This is a genomic window from Arsenicicoccus sp. oral taxon 190 (genome assembly GCF_001189535.1).
Classification (GTDB): Bacteria; Actinomycetota; Actinomycetes; order Actinomycetales; family Dermatophilaceae; genus Arsenicicoccus.
In genome coordinates, this window is the sequence record NZ_CP012070.1 from 2,577,582 (window position 1) to 2,596,953 (window position 19,372).

At 75.6% G+C, this 19,372-nt stretch carries 18 protein-coding genes and 1 tRNA gene; 14 read left to right on the top strand and 5 right to left on the bottom strand.

The window, feature by feature from the left end:
• The 7 genes from ADJ73_RS11970 to der all read left to right on the top strand — a co-directional run bounded on the left by ADJ73_RS11970 (position 1) and on the right by der (position 6,415).
• Positions 1 to 1,023, top strand: a complete 1,023-nt coding sequence (locus ADJ73_RS11970; protein WP_050348446.1) for a pseudouridine synthase — start codon at positions 1 to 3, stop codon at positions 1,021 to 1,023.
• A complete protein-coding gene (locus ADJ73_RS11975; RefSeq protein WP_050348447.1) occupies positions 1,020 to 2,105 on the top strand; it encodes a prephenate dehydrogenase in 1,086 nt (361 codons plus the stop codon). The genes ADJ73_RS11970 and ADJ73_RS11975 overlap by 4 nt, the downstream gene beginning before the upstream one ends.
• Before the next feature lie 10 nt (positions 2,106 to 2,115).
• Positions 2,116 to 2,871: a (d)CMP kinase gene (cmk, locus tag ADJ73_RS11980; protein ID WP_441293933.1), complete on the top strand. Its 756-nt coding sequence runs from the start codon at positions 2,116 to 2,118 to the stop codon at positions 2,869 to 2,871.
• On the top strand, positions 2,864 to 3,526 hold the full coding sequence (locus tag ADJ73_RS11985) for a lysophospholipid acyltransferase family protein (protein ID WP_082176964.1): 663 nt from the start codon (positions 2,864 to 2,866) through the stop codon (positions 3,524 to 3,526). The genes cmk and ADJ73_RS11985 overlap by 8 nt, the downstream gene beginning before the upstream one ends.
• Positions 3,527 to 3,652: 126 nt before the next feature.
• The gene (locus ADJ73_RS11990) at positions 3,653 to 4,336 is read left to right on the top strand and encodes a hypothetical protein (protein WP_050348449.1); all 684 of its coding nucleotides are present in this window, start codon (positions 3,653 to 3,655) and stop codon (positions 4,334 to 4,336) included.
• Positions 4,336 to 4,842 (top strand): helix-turn-helix domain-containing protein, encoded by a 507-nt coding sequence (locus ADJ73_RS11995; protein WP_156188221.1) that lies wholly within the window; start codon positions 4,336 to 4,338, stop codon positions 4,840 to 4,842. The genes ADJ73_RS11990 and ADJ73_RS11995 overlap by 1 nt, the downstream gene beginning before the upstream one ends.
• 115 nt (positions 4,843 to 4,957) lie before the next feature.
• Positions 4,958 to 6,415, top strand: a complete 1,458-nt coding sequence (gene der / locus ADJ73_RS12000; protein ID WP_050349432.1) for a ribosome biogenesis GTPase Der — start codon at positions 4,958 to 4,960, stop codon at positions 6,413 to 6,415.
• 120 nt (positions 6,416 to 6,535) lie between these two features.
• Here the strand turns inward: der and ADJ73_RS17725 are convergent, their stop codons facing one another.
• Positions 6,536 to 6,664, bottom strand: a complete 129-nt coding sequence (locus tag ADJ73_RS17725; RefSeq protein WP_301280696.1) for a hypothetical protein — start codon at positions 6,662 to 6,664, stop codon at positions 6,536 to 6,538.
• A gap of 120 nt (positions 6,665 to 6,784) precedes the next feature.
• Here ADJ73_RS17725 and ADJ73_RS12005 point away from each other — a divergent pair, with 120 nt between their 5' ends.
• The 3 genes from ADJ73_RS12005 (at position 6,785) to ADJ73_RS12015 (ending at position 8,861) form a co-directional block, all read left to right on the top strand.
• On the top strand, positions 6,785 to 7,366 hold the full coding sequence (locus ADJ73_RS12005; protein WP_050348450.1) for a winged helix-turn-helix domain-containing protein: 582 nt from the start codon (positions 6,785 to 6,787) through the stop codon (positions 7,364 to 7,366).
• Positions 7,367 to 7,472: 106 nt separating this feature from the next.
• The gene (locus tag ADJ73_RS12010; protein ID WP_050348451.1) at positions 7,473 to 8,732 is read left to right on the top strand and encodes an MFS transporter; all 1,260 of its coding nucleotides are present in this window, start codon (positions 7,473 to 7,475) and stop codon (positions 8,730 to 8,732) included.
• Between the two features lie 55 nt (positions 8,733 to 8,787).
• Positions 8,788 to 8,861, top strand: a tRNA-Pro gene (locus ADJ73_RS12015).
• 104 nt (positions 8,862 to 8,965) lie between these two features.
• Here ADJ73_RS12015 and ADJ73_RS12020 read toward each other — a convergent pair.
• From ADJ73_RS12020 to ADJ73_RS12025, 3 genes are all read right to left on the bottom strand, one after another.
• The gene (locus ADJ73_RS12020) at positions 8,966 to 10,177 is read right to left on the bottom strand and encodes a Fic family protein (RefSeq protein ID WP_253272564.1); all 1,212 of its coding nucleotides are present in this window, start codon (positions 10,175 to 10,177) and stop codon (positions 8,966 to 8,968) included.
• Between the two features lie 129 nt (positions 10,178 to 10,306).
• Positions 10,307 to 10,609, bottom strand: coding sequence for a hypothetical protein (locus tag ADJ73_RS17330; RefSeq protein ID WP_216593631.1), 303 nt, complete (start codon positions 10,607 to 10,609; stop codon positions 10,307 to 10,309).
• A gap of 33 nt (positions 10,610 to 10,642) precedes the next feature.
• Positions 10,643 to 11,314 (bottom strand): SDR family oxidoreductase, encoded by a 672-nt coding sequence (locus ADJ73_RS12025; RefSeq protein ID WP_216593632.1) that lies wholly within the window; start codon positions 11,312 to 11,314, stop codon positions 10,643 to 10,645.
• A gap of 123 nt (positions 11,315 to 11,437) precedes the next feature.
• On the opposite strand from ADJ73_RS12025, the gene ADJ73_RS12030 reads away from it, so the two are divergent.
• The 4 genes from ADJ73_RS12030 to ADJ73_RS12045 are packed head-to-tail and all read left to right on the top strand — an operon-like array spanning position 11,438 to position 18,507.
• The gene (locus ADJ73_RS12030; protein ID WP_156188222.1) at positions 11,438 to 14,050 is read left to right on the top strand and encodes an FtsX-like permease family protein; all 2,613 of its coding nucleotides are present in this window, start codon (positions 11,438 to 11,440) and stop codon (positions 14,048 to 14,050) included.
• Positions 14,047 to 16,839, top strand: a complete 2,793-nt coding sequence (locus ADJ73_RS17015; RefSeq protein ID WP_156188223.1) for a hypothetical protein — start codon at positions 14,047 to 14,049, stop codon at positions 16,837 to 16,839. The genes ADJ73_RS12030 and ADJ73_RS17015 overlap by 4 nt, the downstream gene beginning before the upstream one ends.
• Positions 16,836 to 17,804, top strand: a complete 969-nt coding sequence (locus ADJ73_RS12040; RefSeq protein WP_082177170.1) for an ABC transporter ATP-binding protein — start codon at positions 16,836 to 16,838, stop codon at positions 17,802 to 17,804. The genes ADJ73_RS17015 and ADJ73_RS12040 overlap by 4 nt, the downstream gene beginning before the upstream one ends.
• A complete protein-coding gene (locus ADJ73_RS12045; protein WP_050348455.1) occupies positions 17,797 to 18,507 on the top strand; it encodes an ABC transporter ATP-binding protein in 711 nt (236 codons plus the stop codon). Before ADJ73_RS12040 ends, ADJ73_RS12045 begins: the two co-directional genes overlap by 8 nt.
• Here ADJ73_RS12045 and ADJ73_RS17020 read toward each other — a convergent pair.
• Positions 18,499 to 19,332 (bottom strand): UbiA family prenyltransferase, encoded by an 834-nt coding sequence (locus tag ADJ73_RS17020; RefSeq protein ID WP_050348456.1) that lies wholly within the window; start codon positions 19,330 to 19,332, stop codon positions 18,499 to 18,501. The genes ADJ73_RS12045 and ADJ73_RS17020 overlap by 9 nt on opposite strands.
• Positions 19,333 to 19,372 lie beyond the last annotated feature (40 nt).

Here is a 19,372-nt window from a genome sequence, read left to right on the forward strand (position 1 = left end):
ATGAGTCCGCAGTCCAACAGGTCCTCCGGATCCGGCCAGGGAGGCCGTGGCGGCCAGGGAGGTCGCGGCGGCCAGGGTGGCCAGGGAGGGGGCCGGGGTGCCGGTCGCCAGGGCGGTCCCCGCGCCGGGGGCTTCCGGGGTGGCGGCCCGCGCCGCGGCACGGGAGCCGGTGGCCGCGTGGCGGGGCAGGGCCGTGGCCGGCCCCAGCCCGACCAGCGCGCGCAGCGCCCGCAGCGCCCGCAGCGCCCGCAGCGACCCGCCCGCAGCACCGAGCCCTACGTCGACGTGCACAACCCTGAGGGCACGCGCCTCCAGAAGCTGCTGGCCGCCGCCGGCATCGGCTCGCGGCGCACCTGCGAGAACCTCATCGCCGAGGGCCACGTCCAGGTCGACGGCCAGGTCGTCACCGACATGGGGGTCCGCGTCGACCCGGCGTCCCAGCAGGTGCACGTCGACGGCGTGCGGGTGATCTTCGACGAGACCAAGGTCTACCTGGCATTCAACAAGCCGCTCAACGTGGTCACCTCGATGCACGACGAGCTGGGGCGCGTCGACATCGGCGACTACCTCGGCGAGGGCCGCAAGCAGCGGCTCTTCCACGTGGGTCGGCTCGACCAGGACACCGAGGGCCTGCTGCTGCTCACCAACGACGGGGAGCTCGCGCACCGGCTGCAGCACCCGGCCTACGGCGTCACCAAGACCTACCTCGCCCAGGTGCCCGGGCCGCTGCCCCGCGACCTCGGCAAGCAGCTGCGCGACGGCGTCGAGCTCGAGGACGGCCCGGTCCGCGCGGACTCCTTCAAGGTCGTCGACTCCTCGCCCGGCAAGGCGGTCGTCGAGATCGTGCTGCACGAGGGCCGCAAGCACGTCGTGCGCCGGATGCTCGAGGCAGTCGGTCACCCCGTCATCCACCTCGTGCGGATCAAGGTCGGCGAGGTGGGCCTCGGCAACCTCAAGGCGGGCAAGATGCGGGCGCTGACCCGCGCCGAGGTGTCCTCGCTCTACGAGGCCGCCCAGCTGTGAGCGCGGGCCCGTCCCGCCGCGCCCGCATCGTCGGCACCGGCCTGATCGGCACGTCCGTCGGGCTGGCGCTGCGCGCGGCCGGGTGGCAGGTCAGCCTGCAGGACCCGTCGCCGACCGCGGCGCTGCTCGCCCGGGACCTCGGCGCGGGCGAGCTGGACGATTTGCCGCCCGACGTCGTCGTGGTCGCGGCCCCGCCGGACGTCGCGGCCCAGGTCGTCACCAAGCAGCTGGAGCGCTGGCCGGACGCCGTCGTCACGGACGTCGCCTCGGTCAAGGGGGTGGTCGCCGACGGCGTGCGCGCCCGGGGCGGCGACCTCAGCCGGTATGTTGGCAGCCACCCGATGGCGGGGCGCGAGCGGTCCGGGGCGGTGGCGGCGCGGCCCGACCTCTTCGAGGGGCGCGCGTGGGTCGTGGTACCCACGCCGGCCTCCAGCGACGAGGCCGTGGAGCGGGTGGTCGCGCTGGCGCGCGCGGCCCGGGGCGAGGTCGTGCAGCTCAGCGCCGCCGACCACGACGCGGCCGTCGCCACCGTCTCCCACCTGCCGCAGGTCATGGCGACGCTGACCGCCGCCCGGCTGCGCGACCAGGCCGAGGACGCCGTGGGTCTGGCCGGTCAGGGCCTGCGCGACGTCACCCGGATCGCCGCGAGCGACCCGCTGCTATGGACCCAGATCCTCGCCGGCAACGCGGCGGGGGTCCGCGACGTGCTCCGCGGCGTCCAGGACGACCTCGCCGTCACCGTGCAGGCGCTGGACCAGCTGGCGCGCGGCGAGGACGCCCGCGGCGCCCGGGCCGTGCTCGCCGGCCTCCTCGACGACGGCAACCGCGGCCGGGCCCTCGTGCCCGGCAAGCACGGTGGCGCCCCCACGACCTACGAGGTCGTCACCGTCGTCGTGCCGGACGAGCCGGGCGCCCTCGGGCGGCTCTTCGCGGCGATGGGGGAGGCCGACATCAACCTCGAGGACCTCCACCTGGAGCACGCGGTCGGCCACCCGGTCGCGCTCGCCGAGGTGTCCGTCCTCCCGGCGGTGGCCGACCGGCTGCGCGACCACCTCGGGTCCGCCGGGTGGCGCATCCACTAGAGTCCGGCCCATGACGAGCCGCCCCGAGCCCACCCTGCGTCCCCCGTCTCCTCAGGACCAGATGAACGGCCCGGACCTCGTCGTCGTCGCCATCGACGGACCCTCCGGCTCGGGCAAGTCCACCGTGTCCCGCCTCGCGGCGCAGCGCCTCGGCTACGGCTACCTCGACACCGGCGCGATGTACCGCGCCGCCACCTGGTGGTGCCTGCGCGAGGGGCTCCCGCTCGGCGACCAGGAGCGCGTCGCCGAGGCGGTGCTCGCGATGCCGCTGGCGATGGGCACCGACCCCGCGTCCCCGACCGTCGAGGTGGCGGGCGAGGACATCGGCATACCGATCCGCGCCACCGAGATCTCCACCCAGGTCTCCCAGGTCGCCACCAACCTGGCCGTCCGCGCGGAGCTGCGCCGCAGGCAGCGGGAGATCATCGGCCTCGTGGGCCGGGACCTCGGCGGGATCGTCGCCGAGGGCCGCGACATCACCACCGTCGTCGCCCCCGACGCCGACGTGCGGATCCTGCTGGTCGCCTCGGAGGAGGCGCGGCTGCGTCGCCGCTCCACCGAGCTGCACGGCACCGCCTCCGCCGAGGCCGTGGCCGCCACCCGCGACCAGGTCGTGCGGCGCGACCGCGACGACTCGACGGTGTCGACCTTCCTGACCGCGGCGCCCGGCGTGACCACCATCGACACCTCCGACCTGACCCTTGCCGGGTCGGTGGAGGCCGTGCTCGACGAGATCGCCGCGGCCATGGGGCGCATCCGTGACTGACTCGCTCCGCCCGCTCGCCGCCCGACCCCTCATGCGCCGTGTGCACCCCGTCCTCGACCGCATCTTTCGCCTCGCCTACCGCGTCACCGTGCTCGGGCAGGCGCAGCTGCCGACCTCGGGGCCGGTCATCCTCGTCGCCAACCACAGCGGCGTGCTCGACGGCCCGCTCGTGGCGTCGCTGTGCCCTCGGGTGCCGCACTTCCTGGTCAAGCAGGAGCTGTATGCCGGGCTCGTCGGTCGCCTCCTGACCGCGCTCGGCCAGATCCCGGTCGACCGCTCGACGGGGGACCGTCGCGCCCTCGCGGCCGCCCGGGAGGTGCTGGACGCGGGGGAGTGCGTGGGCGTCTTCCCCGAGGGGACGCGCGGCGCGGGCGAGGTCGAGTCGATCCAGCAGGGCGCCGCGTGGCTCGCGCTGCAGTCCGGGGCCACCGTCGTGCCAGTGGCCTGCCGCGGGACCCGGCCGGCCGGGCGGGGGGCGGGGGCGCTCCCGCGGCCGCGCGCGCGGATCCTCGTGGCCTTCGGCGAGCCCTTCGTGGTGCGGCCCGGCACCCGGGACGACGGTCGGCCCCTGCCCGGCCGGGAGCGGCTGCGGGACGCGACGCTGCAGGTGCACCAGCGCCTGCGCGACCACGTCGCCGCCACCCCTCCCCGCTAGCGGCCCCTCCCCGGTAGCCACCCTCCCGGGCGACCCATGTCGCAGGTCGGCCGCCGCCGCGCTCAGGCAGGCTGACCCCCGTCCGCTCTCTCCCGCCGGCCTGTGGTTATCGGATATGATAATGCTGTGGATGAGGATCTGGAGCGGGTGCTGCAGTCGGCCGCTCGGCTGCAGCTGCTGGTGCCGGACGCCGTCCTGGTCGGCGGAAGCGCAGCCGCGTACTACGCGGGTCACCGCGCGTCCTACGACCACGACCACGTCCTGCCCGACCTCGCCGAGCGATACGGCGCGGTTCTGGACGCCGTGGAGGCCAGCGACGGCTGGGCCACCAGCGTCCGCGCCTCGTCCCCACCATTCACCATCCTGGGGACCCTCGACGGGGTCGAGGCCGGCCTGCGTCAGCTACGCCGCTCCCGCGCCCTGGAGGTCGCCGTCGTCGAGATCGCGGGCGGCCAGCGGCTGACCGTGCCCACGATCGAGGAGACCCTGCGGGTCAAGGCCTACCTCGTGGTGCAGCGCAACCAGACCCGGGACTACCTCGACGTCGTCGCTCTCGCCGAGGCCATGGGGAGCGAGAGAGCGGTCCGGACCCTGCTCGGGATCGACGACTACTACATGGACCGGTCTGGTGAACCGGGGGCGGTGTCGACCATCGTCGCCCAGCGCCTCGCGCAGCCGGACCCGCGCGACACCCGCACGATCCGGGAGCTGCCGCGCTACAAGGGGCTCGTGCCCAGGTGGCACGACTGGTCCGTCGTCGAGCGGGCGTGCGGGGAGCTCGCCACGGCGATGCTGGAACGAGGTGCGTGATGCCGCTCGCCTTCCGCAACGTCGATGCCCGGCCGAGCGACCCGGTGGAGACCTGGCCCTACGAGGCGCTGGTCACTGCGGTCGAGCGCGGCGGCCTGAGCGACTGGCGGCGGATCCACAGCGCCGTCCAGGCCGACCCCTGGGGCCCGGTCGCACGATCCCTGGAGGACTACTTCGGCTACGAGCAGCCGTATGGCGTGACGCCGTTGCTGCAGCGATCCATCGCCGCTGCGCGCGCCGCGGCCGAGGAGGCCGAGGCGCGGGCGGTGGCCAGCGAGGTCACGAGCCTCATCGCCGCCAGCGGCCTGTCCCGGAAGGACTTCGCGGCACGCATCGGCACGTCGCCGTCCCGCTTGTCGACCTACGCGTCGGGCAAGGTCTCGCCCGCAGCGTCGCTGCTCGTCCGCATGAGGCGCGTGGCCGCGGCGCACGCCGACCGGCCGTCCTCGGGCCCGTCGTCACATCCCTCCCCGCCCGTCACCAGGTCGGGCGGTGACCGGGGATGAGGGACAATGGGAGGCCGGTGCCCGCTCCGCGGCATACGGACCAGACTGCTGAAGGACCTCTGACGTGACCGAGCACGACCACCCCACCCCCCAGGAGCGTCTCGACGAGACCCCTGTGGACTCGACCCTGGACGAGGGTGTGGAGCAGGCGCTGCGGGCCGGGCTCGAGGACTTCGAGCTGACCGACGAGGACCGCGCGCTCATCGACGCCGAGCCCGGCAGCCAGGACCTCGACGGCGCGACCGGGCCCCTGCCGGTCCTCGCGGTCGTCGGGCGACCCAACGTCGGCAAGTCCACCCTGGTCAACCGCATCCTCGGTCGCCGGGAGGCGGTCGTCGAGGACGTGCCGGGCGTGACCCGCGACCGCGTCGCCTACGAGGCCGAGTGGACCGGGCGGCGGTTCACGCTGGTCGACACCGGTGGCTGGGAGATCGACGCGACGGGCATCCACCTGCGCGTCGCCGAGCAGGCCGAGGTCGCCGTCGAGCTGGCCGACGCGGTGCTCTTCGTCGTCGACGCGACCGTCGGCGCCACCGACACCGACGAGGCCGTCGTCAAGATGCTGCGCCGCTCCGGCAAGCCGGTCATCCTCGTCGCCAACAAGGTCGACGACCAGCGCGGCGAGGCGGACGCGGCGATGCTGTGGGGGCTCGGGCTGGGCCAGCCGTGGCCGGTGTCGGCGCTGCACGGCCGCGGCTCCGGCGACGTGCTCGACGAGGTGCTGCGGGTGCTGCCCGAGGTGTCCAAGGTCGGTGGCGCCTACGAGCGTGGCGGCCCTCGTCGGGTCGCGCTGCTCGGCCGCCCCAACGTCGGCAAGTCCTCGCTGCTCAACCGCCTGGCGGGGGAGGAGCGCGTCGTCGTCGACAACGTCGCCGGCACCACCCGCGACCCCGTGGACGAGCTGATCCGACTCGGGGACACCACCTGGCGGTTCGTCGACACCGCGGGCATCCGGCGCCGGGTGCACCAGACCCGCGGCGCGGACTTCTACGCCAGCCTGCGCACCCAGTCGGCGCTGGAGAAGGCCGAGGTCGCGATCGTGCTGGTCGACGCCGGCGAGCCGCTCACCGAGCAGGACATCCGGGTCATCCAGCAGGTCGTCGACGCCGGCCGCGCCCTGGTCATCGCCTACAACAAGTGGGATACCGTCGACGAGGAGCGCCGCTACTACCTCGAGCGGGAGATCGAGCGGGAGATGGTCCAGGTGGCGTGGGCGCCCCGGGTCAACATCTCGGCCATGACCGGCCGCAACACCGGCAAGCTCGTGCCCTACCTCGAGACCGCGCTGGACTCGTGGGACACGCGCGTGCCGACGGGGCGCCTCAACGCGTTCTTCGGCGAGATCGTCGCGGCCCACCCGCACCCGGTGCGCGGCGGCAAGCAGCCCCGCATCCTCTTCGCGACGCAGGCGTCCACGCGGCCGCCGCGGTTCGTGGTCTTCGCGTCCGGCTTCATCGAGGCGGGCTACCGGAGGTTCCTGGAGCGGCGGCTGCGCGAGGAGTTCGGCTTCGAGGGGACGCCGATCGAGATCTCGGTGCGCGTCCGCGAGAAACGGCGGCGCCAGTCCCGCTGACGCCCGCTGCCGCCCGCGAGAGCCGGGCGGCCAGGCGGTGTCACGGCAAACGAGAAGGCGCGGAGCCGCTCCAAGGGGGATGAGGAGTGGCTCCGCGCCGGTCTGTGGGCCCTCGGCCCGTCACTCCTCGGCGGCGGGCTCGCGCTCGGGACGGCGGGCGATGACGCCCCGCAGGTCTCCGTGGTGCTGCTGGTGCTTGCGCAGCAGGTGGCGGGCGTCGGCGTAGGCCTTGGTGCGACGTGGGGTCATGGGTTCCTCTCGTAGGGCTTGCTGAACATTCAACGAGTCACGGGGCGGAAATGTTCCCGCGGGGTCATCAGTTCGACAAGAGCTCTTGTGCAACTACTCTTGTGGATCTACGCTGGCCGTATGACGCCTCCCACCGACCCAGTCGAGGCCCACCGCCTGACCCAGGCCACGGCGCTCGCGGCCTTCGCTAACCCTGCCCGGTCGCGGATCCTCGACGCCCTCGCGGTCGACGGACCCTCCACCGCCAGCCAGCTCGCCCACCGCGTGGGCATGGCCGTGGGCAGCGCCTCCCACCACCTGAAGGTGCTCGCGGAGGCCGGCCTCGTCGAGGAGGCGCCCGGCCTCACCGAGGACCGCCGCCAGCGGCACTGGCGGCTCGCGCACGCCCACACCCGCTGGTCGCGCACCGAGATGACCGACCCCTCGGCGCGCGCCGCGGCCTACGAGGCCGAGCTGGTGACCCTGCAGCGCCAGTTCGACCGGGCCCGGGACGCGGTGCTCGCGACCGAGGGTGACCACGAGACCGACACCGGAGGGTTCGCCACCCAGCAGTGGCTGACCCTGTCCGCCGCCGAGCTGCGCGCGCTGTCCGAGGAGCTCTTGGCTGTGCTTCACCGCTGGCAGTACCGCGACCTCCCCGACGACGGCGCCGAGCGCGACACCGTCTTCGTCTTCGCCCGCGGGTTCCCGGCCCAGCCGTGACCCCGAGCGGCCGACGGGACCACCGCCAGCCGCGCCCAACCCCCACATCCGCACGCCGTCGGCGCACCCGCCATACGGCCATCTCGTCCTGCCCGAGGAGGGCCCCATGACCAGCTCGACCACCGCCCGCGGCCGCGACTTCCACCTGCTCTGGGCAGGGGAGGGAGTGAGCATCCTCGGCGCCACGACCGGCACGATCCTGGTGCCGCTGCTCGCCGTCCTGCACCTGCACGCCGGACCGGGGTGGATGGGCGCGCTGACCGCCGCCACCTGGTTGCCGTGGCTGGTCGTCGGCCTGCCCGCCGGGGCCTGGGTCGACGGCTGGCCGGTGCGCCGGGTCATGATCGCCGCCGACCTGGTGTCGGCGGCCTCGACCGCGTCGATCCCGCTCGCGTGGTGGCTCGGGCGGCTGACCCTGCCGCACCTGCTCGTGGCGGCCCTGGTCACCGGGACCGCCGCGGTGTTCTTCCGCACCGCCTACGTCAAGCTCATCCCCGCCGTGGTGCCCGACGAGCAGCTCGACTCCGCCAACTCCCGGCTCTTCGGGACCGAGGCGGCGAGCATGGTCGTCGGGCCCGGCGTCGCCGGTCGGCTCTCCTCGGTGCTCGGGCCCGCGCTGGGGCTCGTGGTGACCGTCGGGGGATTCATCGTCTCGGCCCTGTGCCTGACGGCGATCCGCGCCGGGCGCGTGGAGCAGCCCGACGAGGAGGAGCGGGAGGGTTTGCTCGCCCGGGTGGCCGCGGGCGTCCGGTATGTCGTGCACGACCCCTACCTGCGCTGGCTCGCCGTCATCGGGGCCCTGTCCAACCTCGGCCTGACCGGGTATGGCGCGCTGCTGGTGCTCTACCTCGTCGGGCTCGGCCTCGACGACGGGGGAGTCGGCACGTACTTCATGATCGCGGCCCTCGGTGGGGTCGTCGGGTCCGCCGTCGGGGCGCGCCTCGCCCGGCGGATCGGCACCGGACGCGCGTCCACGGTGCTGCTGCTCGGCGCACCCGCGGCCTTCCTCGTCGGGCTGCCGACGCAGCGCGGCCAGCTGTGGCTCTCGCTGCTCGGCTACATCCTGGTCGGGACCATGGTGGTGGCGGGCAACGTGGTCCGCGGGTCCTGGCGGCAGCGGTACGTCCCCCGCGAGATGCTCGGGCGAGCCCTGACCGCCACCTCGACCGTCAATTACGGCACGATGCCGCTCGCCGGGGTGCTCGCCGGCTGGCTGGGCTCCACGGTGGGGGTCCGGACGACGATCCTGCTGATGGCCGGCGTCCACGTGATCGCCTGCTGGCTGGTGCTGCTGAGCCCGCTCGCGCGGCTGCGCGCGCTGCCGCTGCCGGAGCCCCAGGTGGCTGCCGCCGCGCGCCCGGACTGATTGGGAATCCGGGTCGCTCGTGCGCTAAGGTGACGTGTCGCTCGCACGCGGGCAACGGGCTGTAGCGCAGCTTGGTAGCGCACTTGACTGGGGGTCAAGGGGTCGCAGGTTCAAATCCTGTCAGCCCGACCGAGAAGCCCTGGTGAGAGGTTTCCTCTCGCCAGGGCTTCGTCGTGCCCGGGGGTTCGTCGTGCCCGGGGTTCGTCGTGTCCAGCGGGACTCGGTCGCAGGGGCTAGGTGCGGCGCAGCTGCTGGGAGTAGACGTCCAGGACCTCGATGATCCCGGGGTGCTGCCAGACGCGGTTGCGCTGCTTGCCGGTGCGCTCCTGCAGCACACCGGCGTCAGCGAGCTGGGCGAGGGCGCGTTGGGCGGCCATCTGGTTGAGGCCGAGGGTGGTGGTCAGCAGGTTGGCGTTGAGCACGGGGTGCGCGACCAGGTGCGGGATCACGCGCCATGCCGCGGCCTGGGGTCGCAGCCCGTGGAGCTGCCGGCGGGCGTCGTCCACCTGGGCGGCGAGGTCGTCGACGAGCTGGGCACCGGACGCGGCAGCGAAGCGGGAGGCGTCGGCGAACCGCTCCACGATGGGGCGGGCATCGCCGGCGCGGTAGGCGGTGAGTCCGTCGACGTAACCGTCGGTGTCCCTGAGGAGCCCAGCGGACACCGGAGCGGTGGTGGAGCGGAGCACCCCCTTGGCGCGCAGCAACGCGTGCACGAGGGCGCGGCCGGTGCGGCCGTTGCCGTCGGCGAAGGGGTGGATGGTCTCGAACTGGGCGTGCGCGACGGCGGTCTGGACGAGCACCGGCAGGTCGTCGCGGCGCATGAACCGGACCAGGTCGCTCATGGCGGCGGGCACCTGCTCGGGCTGCGGGGCGACGTGGGCGGCGCCGCGCGGGGTGAGGGCGCTGGTGCCGACCCATACGAGACCGTCACGGTATCGACCTGCGTGCTGCTCCCACCCGCGTTGGCCGCGCAGCAGCTCGGCCTGCATGGTCAGGACCGCGTGCTCGTCCAGCTGGTCGGCGAGCTCGAGGGCGGCCTCCATGGCGCGAACGTTGGCGACGACGACGCGTGCGTTGCCGGAGCTGGGCTGGTCGATCTCGGCAAGGGCGAGCTGCCGTGCGCCGACGGTGAGGTTCTCGATCTGCGAGGAGCAGGTGGACTCGGTGCGCAGCAGGATGGACGACATCGGGTCCAGGGTGGGGGAGTCGGCCCCGAGCACGGCGCGGGCGTAGGAGTCGAACCGGGACAGCGCGGCGGTGGCCTCCTCCGCGTCGGCGGCGAGGTCGACCGGAAGGCGGGGGGCGTACACGGCGATCGCCGGTACGACGGCGGAACGGTAGGGACCCGAGGCAGCGGCCGTCCTCGCGCGCGAGGACATGCCGTCTCTCTCGGCGACCCAGGTGTGGTCCTCGCGGTCGAGAGCGGGGACCGGAAGTGTGTCCACGGCTAGCATGTTACTAACACTTCGGGGAGAAGTGTGAGTAACGCGCGCAGCTGGCGTGCTGTTGGGGATCCGGCCTGCGCATCGGGGAGGCCCCTGACGCTGCCCCCGGGTCGGTCGACGGCGCTCGGGTCAGCGGCGTCGCGCCAGCAGCCCGGCGACGGCCACGGCACCGGCGCCCCCCACCGCCCCGAGCAGGCCGTGGTGCTGGGAGGCCCACAGCTGGCTCGACCAGCTCTTGGCCCGCGCGTCGAAGACGCCGTGGGTGCCGAAGTCGCGGTCCGCGTCGGCCGGCTCCCACAGGTTGGCGGGCTGGTCGGGGCCGCGGTCCTGCTTGCTCTGCTGGGAGGAGAAGCCGGCCCATGCCAGGTAGCGGTCCAGCACCCCGGGAGCCGCGGCGTTGGCGGCGAGGGTGCCCATGGTGCTGCCGCCCACCCAGTACTCCCGCCGCCGCGGGTGGTCCGCGGCTTAGGCGACGGCCCGAGCGGCCACCTCGGGCTGGTAGATGGGGGGCACCGGCTGCGCGTGCTTGGGCAGCCGCGACAGCACCCACGAGAACTGCGGCGTGTTGACCGCGGGCATCTGCACCATCGTCACGTGCACCGGGGACTTCTCGTGCAGCAGCTCGCAGCGCAGCGCCTCGTGGAACCCCTGCAGCGCGTGCTTGGACCCGCAGTATGCCGTCTGCAGCGGGATGCCGCGGTAGGCGAGGGCGGAGCCGACGTGGACGATGGTGCCGCGGCCGCGCTGCTTCATGAGCGGCAGCACGGCCATCGTGGCGTAGACGTAGCCGAGGTAGCTGACCTCGGTGACCCGGCGGTACTCCTCCGGCGAGATCTCCTCGAACGGCGCGAAGACGCTGGTGAAGGCCACGTTGACCCATACGTCGATGGGTCCCAGCTCCCGCTCGACCCGCTCCACCGCCGCGCGCACCGCGTCCGGGTCGGCGACGTCGGTGGGCACCGTCAGGGCGTGCCCGCCCGCCTGCTCGACCTCGCGGGCGGCACCCGCCAGCCCGGCCTCGCCGCGAGCGATGAGGGCCACGTCGGCCCCTCGGCGGGCGAGCTCGATGGCGGTGGCTCGACCGATGCCTCCGGAGGCGCCGGTGACGGCGACGACGCGGTGACCTGTGCGGCTCATGGTGACTCTTCACGTGTGCGGACAGGTGGTGCCTCGGGATCGGCATACCCCGCGCCCGCGGGCTGAACCACCCGCCCCACCGGACGGGCCGGGAGAGCCGCCGTGCAAGGATGCTGGCTGGCGGTGCACCGGTGCCCCGCCGCGGGGAGGGAGATGGGGTCGGTCGGGTTCCTGATCGGGGTGGCGCTGCGCCGTGTCCGCGAGCGGCCGGGCGCGGTCCTGGCCGTCGTCGCGTGCGCGCTGGTGGCCTGTATGGCGACCGCCACCGCCCAGGTCCACGCCGCCGCCACGAGCACCGCCGCGCACGACCAGGTGATCGCGCAGGCGCCGCCCGACGGCCGCAGCGTCGTCATCAGCGGCACTCCCACCGCGGGGGTGGCCCGCACCGAGGTGGTGGTGCGCGCGCTTGCCGACCGGCTGCCCGGGGCGCAGGTGCGGCGGTGGGTGACGTCCAGCGTCTACGGCGTGCAGGGCGGTGAGGAGCGGCTGCGGGTGGAGCTGGCGCAGGCCCCGGACGCGATGGACGCGAGCACCGTCGTGACCGGCCGCTGGCCGCAGGAGGCGGCCGAGGTGACGGTCCCGCAGGTCGCGGCCGACCGGCTCGGGTGGCGCCCGGGCACCACGGTCCGGCTGCGGCAGCTGGTGCCCACCCAGCCCCCCGGCCCGCCGCTGCGGGTGGTGGGCACCTACCGACCTCGATCGGGCCAGGACCCCGCCTGGCGGGACGACCCGCGGCACGCGGCGGGCCTGACCGACGGCGACTTCCTCACGGTGGGGCCGGTGCTGGTGGCCCGCGACGCCGCGCCCGCCGCCGTCCCGGCGCTCGACCGCAGCGCCTCGGTGACCTGGCGGGTGCTGCCGCCGATGGGCGCGCCCGACCTCGCCGGGCGCGTGACCGACGTGGTGGCCGCGGCCGGGCAGGAGTCGCTGCTGGACGGCCTGCAGGTGCGCTCCAGCATCCCGGAGGTGCTGGCCCGCGCCGACGCGGACCGGGCCCGCACGTCCGCGGCGATCGCCGGCCCGACGGTCCTGCTCGGCGCGGTCGCCCTGGTGGGGATCGCCCTCACCGGCCTGCTCCTCGGGGCCCTGCACCGCGGCTCGGACCGGCTGCTGCGCACCCGCGGCGCCTCGGCCGGGCAGCTCGTGACGCTGGCCCTGGCCGGGGCCCTCGTGGTGCTGCCGGGCGCGGTGGCGGCGGTGCTGCTGGCACCCCTGGTCGCGGGGCTGCTGCCCGGCGCCCCGGTGGCCCGGGCCGAGATGTCCTGGCAGACGTGGCTGGTCGGCCTGACCACCGCCGCGCTCGGGGTGCTCGTCCTGACCGCCAGCACCCTCGGCTCCGGCCTCGACGAACCCCGCCGCGCCGGCCGGCTCGTCGACGCCGTCCTCGTCGCCCTGGCCGCGTTCGCCTGGTGGCGGCTGCGGTCGGTGGCACCGGCCGACCCGGTGACGGTGGCGGCGCCGGCCTTCGTGGTGCTCGGGGCGGGGGTGGTCGCCATACGGCTGCTGCCGGTGCTCGGGCGACCGGCCGCGCGGCTGGCGCGGCGCGCCCGGGGGCTGCCGCTGTCCTGGGCCGGCTGGACCTGGCGGGCACCCTCCCGGGAGGCGCTCGGGACCCGGCTGCTGACGGTGCTCACGGCCGCCGTCGGGGTGCTGACGGTCGTGCAGCTGACCACCAACGACGACGTGATGGCCCGTCAGCTGCTGAGGCGCTCGCCGGCGCCGGTGGTGGTGCGGCTCGACCCGGCTGCGGCGCAGAGCCCGGCCCGGCTCGCCGCCGTGCGCACCCGGCTCGGCGGCACGGCCACGGCCGCCCGGGTGAGCACCGTCGACGTCGGCGCCGCCGGCCGGGCGTCGCTCGTCGCCGTGGACCTGGACCCGGCGGTCGTCGCCGACCCGGCGCTGCTGGGGGCTCCGGGCTGGACCACCGCGCAGGGGCCGGCCTGGCGGGCCGCCCTGGCCGCGCTGCCGACCCGCGACGCGGGCGCGGCGCCACCGGTCCCGGCGGTGATCACCACGGACCTGGCCCGCACCCTCGCCGTGGGGCCGGGCGCCACGACCACGGTCCAGGATGCCGGCCGCAGCGTGGCGCTGCGGGTGGTGGGGGTGGCGGACCGCCTCCCCGGCCAACCCCTCGACGTGCCGTCGGCAGTGCTCGTGGACCGGCCGAGCCTGCAGCGCCTGCCGGGCGCGACGGCCGCTGCCCCCGACCAGCTGTGGTCCGACGGCTCGCCGGACGCGGCGGCCGCCCTGACCCTCCCGGGCGACGGCGTCCAGGAGGTCGTCCTGCGTCGCACCCTGGCCGCCTCCGCCGACGTCACGGTGCCCCTCGCGCTGCGCGGGATCCTGGTGCTGCTCGCCGGGGCGACGCTGGTGCTGTGCCTGGTGGCGGCGTTCGCGGGGACGGTGGCGGCGCTGTCCGCGGGGCAACGCACCCGAGCCGTGCTGCACGCCCTCGGCGCCCCGCAGCGGCACGTCCGGCGCGGCGTGCTCCTCGGCGAGCTCGGTCAGGTGGTGCTCGCGGTCGTGGCCGGGGCCGCGGTCGGGCTGCTGGCCTCCCTGGCCGTCGCCCGCCCCTGGTCTCCCGACGGCAGCGCGACCGGGCCGCAGCTCGCCTGGCCGCCGCTGCTGCTCGTCACCGCCGGGCTGGCGCTGGTGCTCTGGCTGGTCGGGTGGCTCGCGCTGCGGGCCCCGGCCCGGTCCTGGTCGTCGCTGCTGCGCGAGGGGGACCGGTCATGAGCTGGTTGCGTCTCGTGCGCCCCGCCGTTGCGCGCACCCGTGCCCTGACCCTGCTGCTGGCGGTGGTCGTCCTGGTCACCACCACCCTCGTCACGGCGCTGCCCGCGCTGACCGACACCGCCTCGGCCGCCTGGCTCGCCGACCGCTGGAGCTCGGCCCCGCCGACGGGCCGGGCGCTGCTCGTGCAGTCCGGCAAGGGGGTCTCGCTGACCGCGCCGGGGCAGGTCCCGGCCGGTGACCCCTACGCCCCGACCCGCGACGCCGTCCAGGGCGCCCTCCGCCCGGCCACGGAGCTCTTCCAGCCCGTGGTCACCGCGGCGTATGCCGTCGACCCCGTCCCCATCACCCCCTCGCCGCAGGGCACCGAGCGGATGGGGATCCCGGTGCTCAGCCCCGCCCTCGGACCACGGGTGCGGTGGGTCCAGGGCCGGGCCCCCGCACCGTCGACGCGGGAGGAGACGCGCACGATCACGTCCCTCGACGAGACGGGCAACGCCGTCGAGTCCTCCGCCACCGTCCCGGTGCTCGAGGTCGCCCTGTCCCGGCGAGCCGCCACGCAGTGGCAGGTCCGGGTCGGTGACCGGTGGCGGCTGCCGGCCGCCGCGGGCCTGACCACGCAGATCCCGATGGTGATCAGCGGCATCTACGAACCTCTGGACCCCGCGGACCCCTTCTGGCAGTGGTTCGGCGAGCTCACGGACGTGGTCCGCGTGGCCGGCAGCGACCCCAACGCCGGTGTGAAGCCGACGGTGGCCGTGGCCCTGTGCCCGCAGGACTACGCGACGGTGATGGTCACCGAGATGGCCAACGGGCTGGGCCACACCTGGATCTGGCAGGTCGACCCGGCCCGCGCCACCCCGGAGCGTATGCCGCAGCTGACGCAGGGGCTGGCTCGCCTGGCGCGGCAGCCCGACCTGGGCATCACCGGGGCGGCGCAGGTCCGCAGCTCCATCCCCGACACGCTGTCGGCCTGGCAGGGTGGGGTCCGCACCACGCGCGTCCTCGACGGCACCGTGACGACCGGCCTGACCGTCCTGGTGGCGGCGCTCGCGCTGCTGCTCGCCGGGCTGCGGGCGGAGCGCCGTGCCGCCGACGACACCCTGCTGCGGTCCCGGGGGGCGGCCGTCGGGCAGCTGGCCGCGCTCGCGGCCCTCGACGTGCTGCCGCCGGTGGTGCTCGCCGGGGCGGCCGGGCACGCCGCCGCGTGCCTGCTCGCGGGACGGTGGCTCGCGCCGTGGCCGGCCGTGGTGCTCGTGACCCTCACCGCGGCGGTCGCCGCGGTCACCGCGGTGCGGGCCGCCGGGCGCGACGTCCCCGGGCGTCGGACCCGGTTGCGCGCCGGTCTGGACCTGACCGGCCGGTTCCTGCCGCCGCTGGCGCTCGTCGGCATCACCGCCCTGGCGGTCGTCACGGTGCGGCAGCGCCCCGCCGAGACGCCCACGGCGTCGAGCGGGTCGCTGACCCGGGCGAGCACCGGGGCGCTCGTGGCGGGGGACCAGCCGGACCTGCTGCTGCAGGCGACGCCGGCGCTGGTCGCCGTGTGCGCCGGGATGCTGCTCCTGCTGCTGGTGCGCTGGGGTGCGGGCGCCGCGGCCCGGGCGGCGACGCGCCGGGCGGGCGCCGGGGGCTGGCTGGGGCTCGTGCACACCGCGCGGGCGTCCGGCTCGGCCCGGCTGCCGCTCGTCGCGATCACGGTGGCGGGCGCGGTCGCGGTGCTCACCAGCACCGTCGGCAGCACGCTCGCGACCACCCGCACCCTCGAGACCTGGCGCCAGGTGGGCGCCGACGTCGCCCTGACCAGCGACCGGATCGACCCCGGCGTCGTCGACGCGGTGGCCGCCGCCCCCGGCGTGGAGGCCGTCGCGCCGCTGGGGGAGCGCACCGGCGAGCTCGTCAGCGACCGGACCGGCGCCACCTCCCGCGCCCCGGTCACGGTCCTGGTCGGGTCCAGCGAGCAGGTGGCGCAGGTGCGTGCCGGCTCACCGGTCGCGCTCGACCCGGCGGCCGCCCGGGCCGCCGGCGAGCCGGGCCTCACCCTGGTCACCTCCGCCGACCTGCCCGTTTTGCACCAGCCGGGTCTCACGCTCGTCGTCGAGCGGCGGCGCCTCCCCGTGACCCAGGTCGTCGTGGACCCGGCCCTGCGCGCGACGGGGTCGACCACGCGGGTCCTGGTGCCCCGTCCCGTCCTCGAGCGAGCCCTCGACACCGTGGTGCCCCCCACCACGCTGCTCGTCCGCACCGCCCCCACCGGCACCACCAGCGTGGCCGGAGTCCGCGCCGCCACCGGCTCGGCGCGACTGCCGGTGCAGCTCACCGACCGCCGGGCCCTCGAGTCACAGTCCGCCGCCGGGCCGCTCGCCCGCCACGTCGCGACCGTCGTGACCCTCACCTGGCTGGCCGCGGCCGTGCTGGCCGCGCTCGGCGCCCACGCCCTGACGACGGCGACGGCGGCCTCCCGCAGGCAGCTGCTCGCGCGCGCCCGGGTGCTCGGGATGGCGGGGGGCGCGCGGCGTACGACCGTCCTCGTCGCGGTCCTGCCCGCCGCCCTCGCCGCCGTGCTCGCCGGGCTGCTCGTGGGCCTTGGCCTGCCGGCGCTGCTGCCGCGGCTGCTGGACCTGGCGCCCGTCGCGGGCGGTGGGCCGTACCCACCGTTGCAGCCGTCCTGGCCGGCGGTGCTCGCGGTCGCGGCGGCGCTCTCGGCCCTCGTGGTCGGCGCCGCGCTGCTCGACCTGCGGGCCACCGCCCGACTCAGCCTCACCCGCCACCTCAGGGCAGGAGACCACCCATGACCAGCACCGCGCCGCCGCCCGCGCCGCCCACCGGGCCGACCACTGCGTCGACCACGGAGCATCCGCTGATCAGCTGCGACAACGTCGTGCGGATCTTCACCGCCGAAGGGGTCGAGGTCGTCGCCCTGCAGGGCCTCGACCTCGCCGTCGACGCCGGCGAGCTGGTCGCGGTGGTCGGGGCCTCCGGCAGCGGCAAGTCCACCCTGCTGCGGATCCTCTCCGGCCTTGACCGCCCCACCGCGGGCAGCGCCCGGGTCGCCGGGCACGATCTCGTCGCGATGGGCCGCCGGGAGCGGCTGCGGTTCCGGCGCGAGACGGTGGGTTTCCTCTACCAGCAGGCGGCCGACAACCTGCTGCCCTACCTGAGCGCGGCGGACAACGTCGCGGCCCCCCTGCGGCTGGCCGGGCACCGCGGCCCCGACGTCGACGGGAGGGTCGACGAGCTGCTCGAGCTGGTCGGGCTCGGCGACTGCGGCGCGCGGCGTCCCGCCGAGCTCTTGGGCGGTCAGCAGCAGCGGGTCGGGCTCGCCGTGGCCCTCGCCAACCACCCGCAGGTGCTCCTCGCCGACGAACCCACCGGTGAGCTCGACACCCGGACCGCCGACGACGTCTTCACCGCCATACGGTCGGCCAACGCCGAGCTCGGCGTGACCGTCGTCGTCGTCACCCACGACCAGACCGTCTCCGGGCAGGTGCAGCGCACGGTGGGCATCCGCGACGGGCGCACCTCCTCGGAGGTGCTGCGTCGCACCGAGGTCGACGAGCACGGCCAGGCCGCGCACGTGACCGAGGAGTATGCCGTCCTCGACCGCGCCGGGCGGCTGCAGCTGCCCCGGGAGTTCACCGCGGCGCTGGACCTGCGCGACCGGGTGCGGCTGGACCTGGAGACCGACCACATCGGGGTCTGGCCCGGCCACACCCGGCGCCCGTCCGGACGTCACCGCAGGGAGGACACCGATGCGTGAGCAGGCCTTCATCGAGCTGCGGGGCGTCACCAAGAGCTTCGGCCAGGGGGAGCGCGCCGTGCACGCGCTGCAGGGCATCGACCTCACCGTGCGCCGCGGCGAGCTGCTGGCTGTGCGCGGTCGCTCCGGGTCCGGCAAGACGACGCTGCTGCACCTGGTCGGCGCCCTGGACGACGCCGACGCCGGGACGATCCGGGTGGGGGACCAGGACGTCCGCGCGCTCGACGAGCCGGGGCGGCTGGCGCTGCGCCGGGACGCCGTGTCCTATGTCTTCCAGTCGTTCGGCCTGGTCCCGGAGCTCTCGGCCGCCGAGAACGTCTCGCTCCCGCTGCGCATCGCCCGCGTCGCCCCCACGGAGCGGGACCGCCGCGTCGCCGAGATCCTCGACCGGGTGGGCCTCGGGCCCCACGCCAACCAGACGCCCCGCCAGCTGAGCGGGGGCCAGCAGCAACGCGTCTCGCTCGCCAGGGCCCTCGTCGCCGAGCCCAGCGTGCTGCTCGCCGACGAGCCCACGGGCCAGCTGGACTCGGAGACGGCGCGGGAGATCATGGGTCTGGTCGTGTCGTTGGTGCGGGACCGCGCCATGACCGCGGTCGTCACCACCCACGACCCGGTGATCGTCGGGTTCGCCGACCGGTCGTTGCAGCTCGTGGACGGCCGGCTGGTGGACGACCAGCTGGTGGAAGACCTGCCGTCAGCGTGAGGCCGTGCCCACCCAGGTCACCACGTCGACGGCCGCGAGGGCTGCCGCGCACCAGAAGGGCGTGCGACCACGGCCGCGCACCACTCCCACGGCCAGCGGTGCCGCCAGCGCGAGGCCGCCCAGGGTGGCTCGCCGCGACGGCCGGGCGCCGAGCAGCACGGCGAGCTGGGCCCCCACCAGCCCTGCGGCCGCCTGGGCCCGCAACGCTGCCGGGGACCAGCGGTGCGGGTATCCGCGCACCCCGGTCAGGGCGTCGTCGTCGAGGTCGGGCAGCACGTTGAGCAGGTGCGCCGAGCACCCCAGCAGGGCACCCGCCGCCGTCTGCCAGAGCGGCGCGGGCCCGGCAGCCGGCCCCCGCCCCCCGTCGGGACCGGCGCCGGTCAGATGCGGCACGTGCGGAAGCCCCCCGAACGCCACGGCGTAGGGCAGGATCGACAAGGTCGTGCGCTTGAGCCCGGCGTTGTAGGCCCAGCCCGACCCGACCACGAGGACGACATGGACGAGACCCGCACCGCGACCACACCACCGGGACAGCACGAGACACCCGACGGTGGCGCCGGCGAGCGCCATACGGACCTGACGGCGGGCCGCGGGGTCCTCGGCGAGGGGCTTGTCGAGCCGGCCGGCGACCCGGTCCCGCTCGGCGTCGACCAGGTCGTTGCCCCACCCGATGGTCAGCTGGCCGGCGAGCACCGCGCCGGCGACCAGGGCCACCCGGCGCAGCGGCAGGCCGCGCCCCGCGGCGAGCGCGGTGGCGAGGCCGGTGACCACCACGGTGGGCCCGGGGTGGCAGCTGGCCACCAGCAGGGGCAGTCCTCGACGCATGGGTCCACGCTAGAGGGCACCGGCGGGCACGCACGCGCTG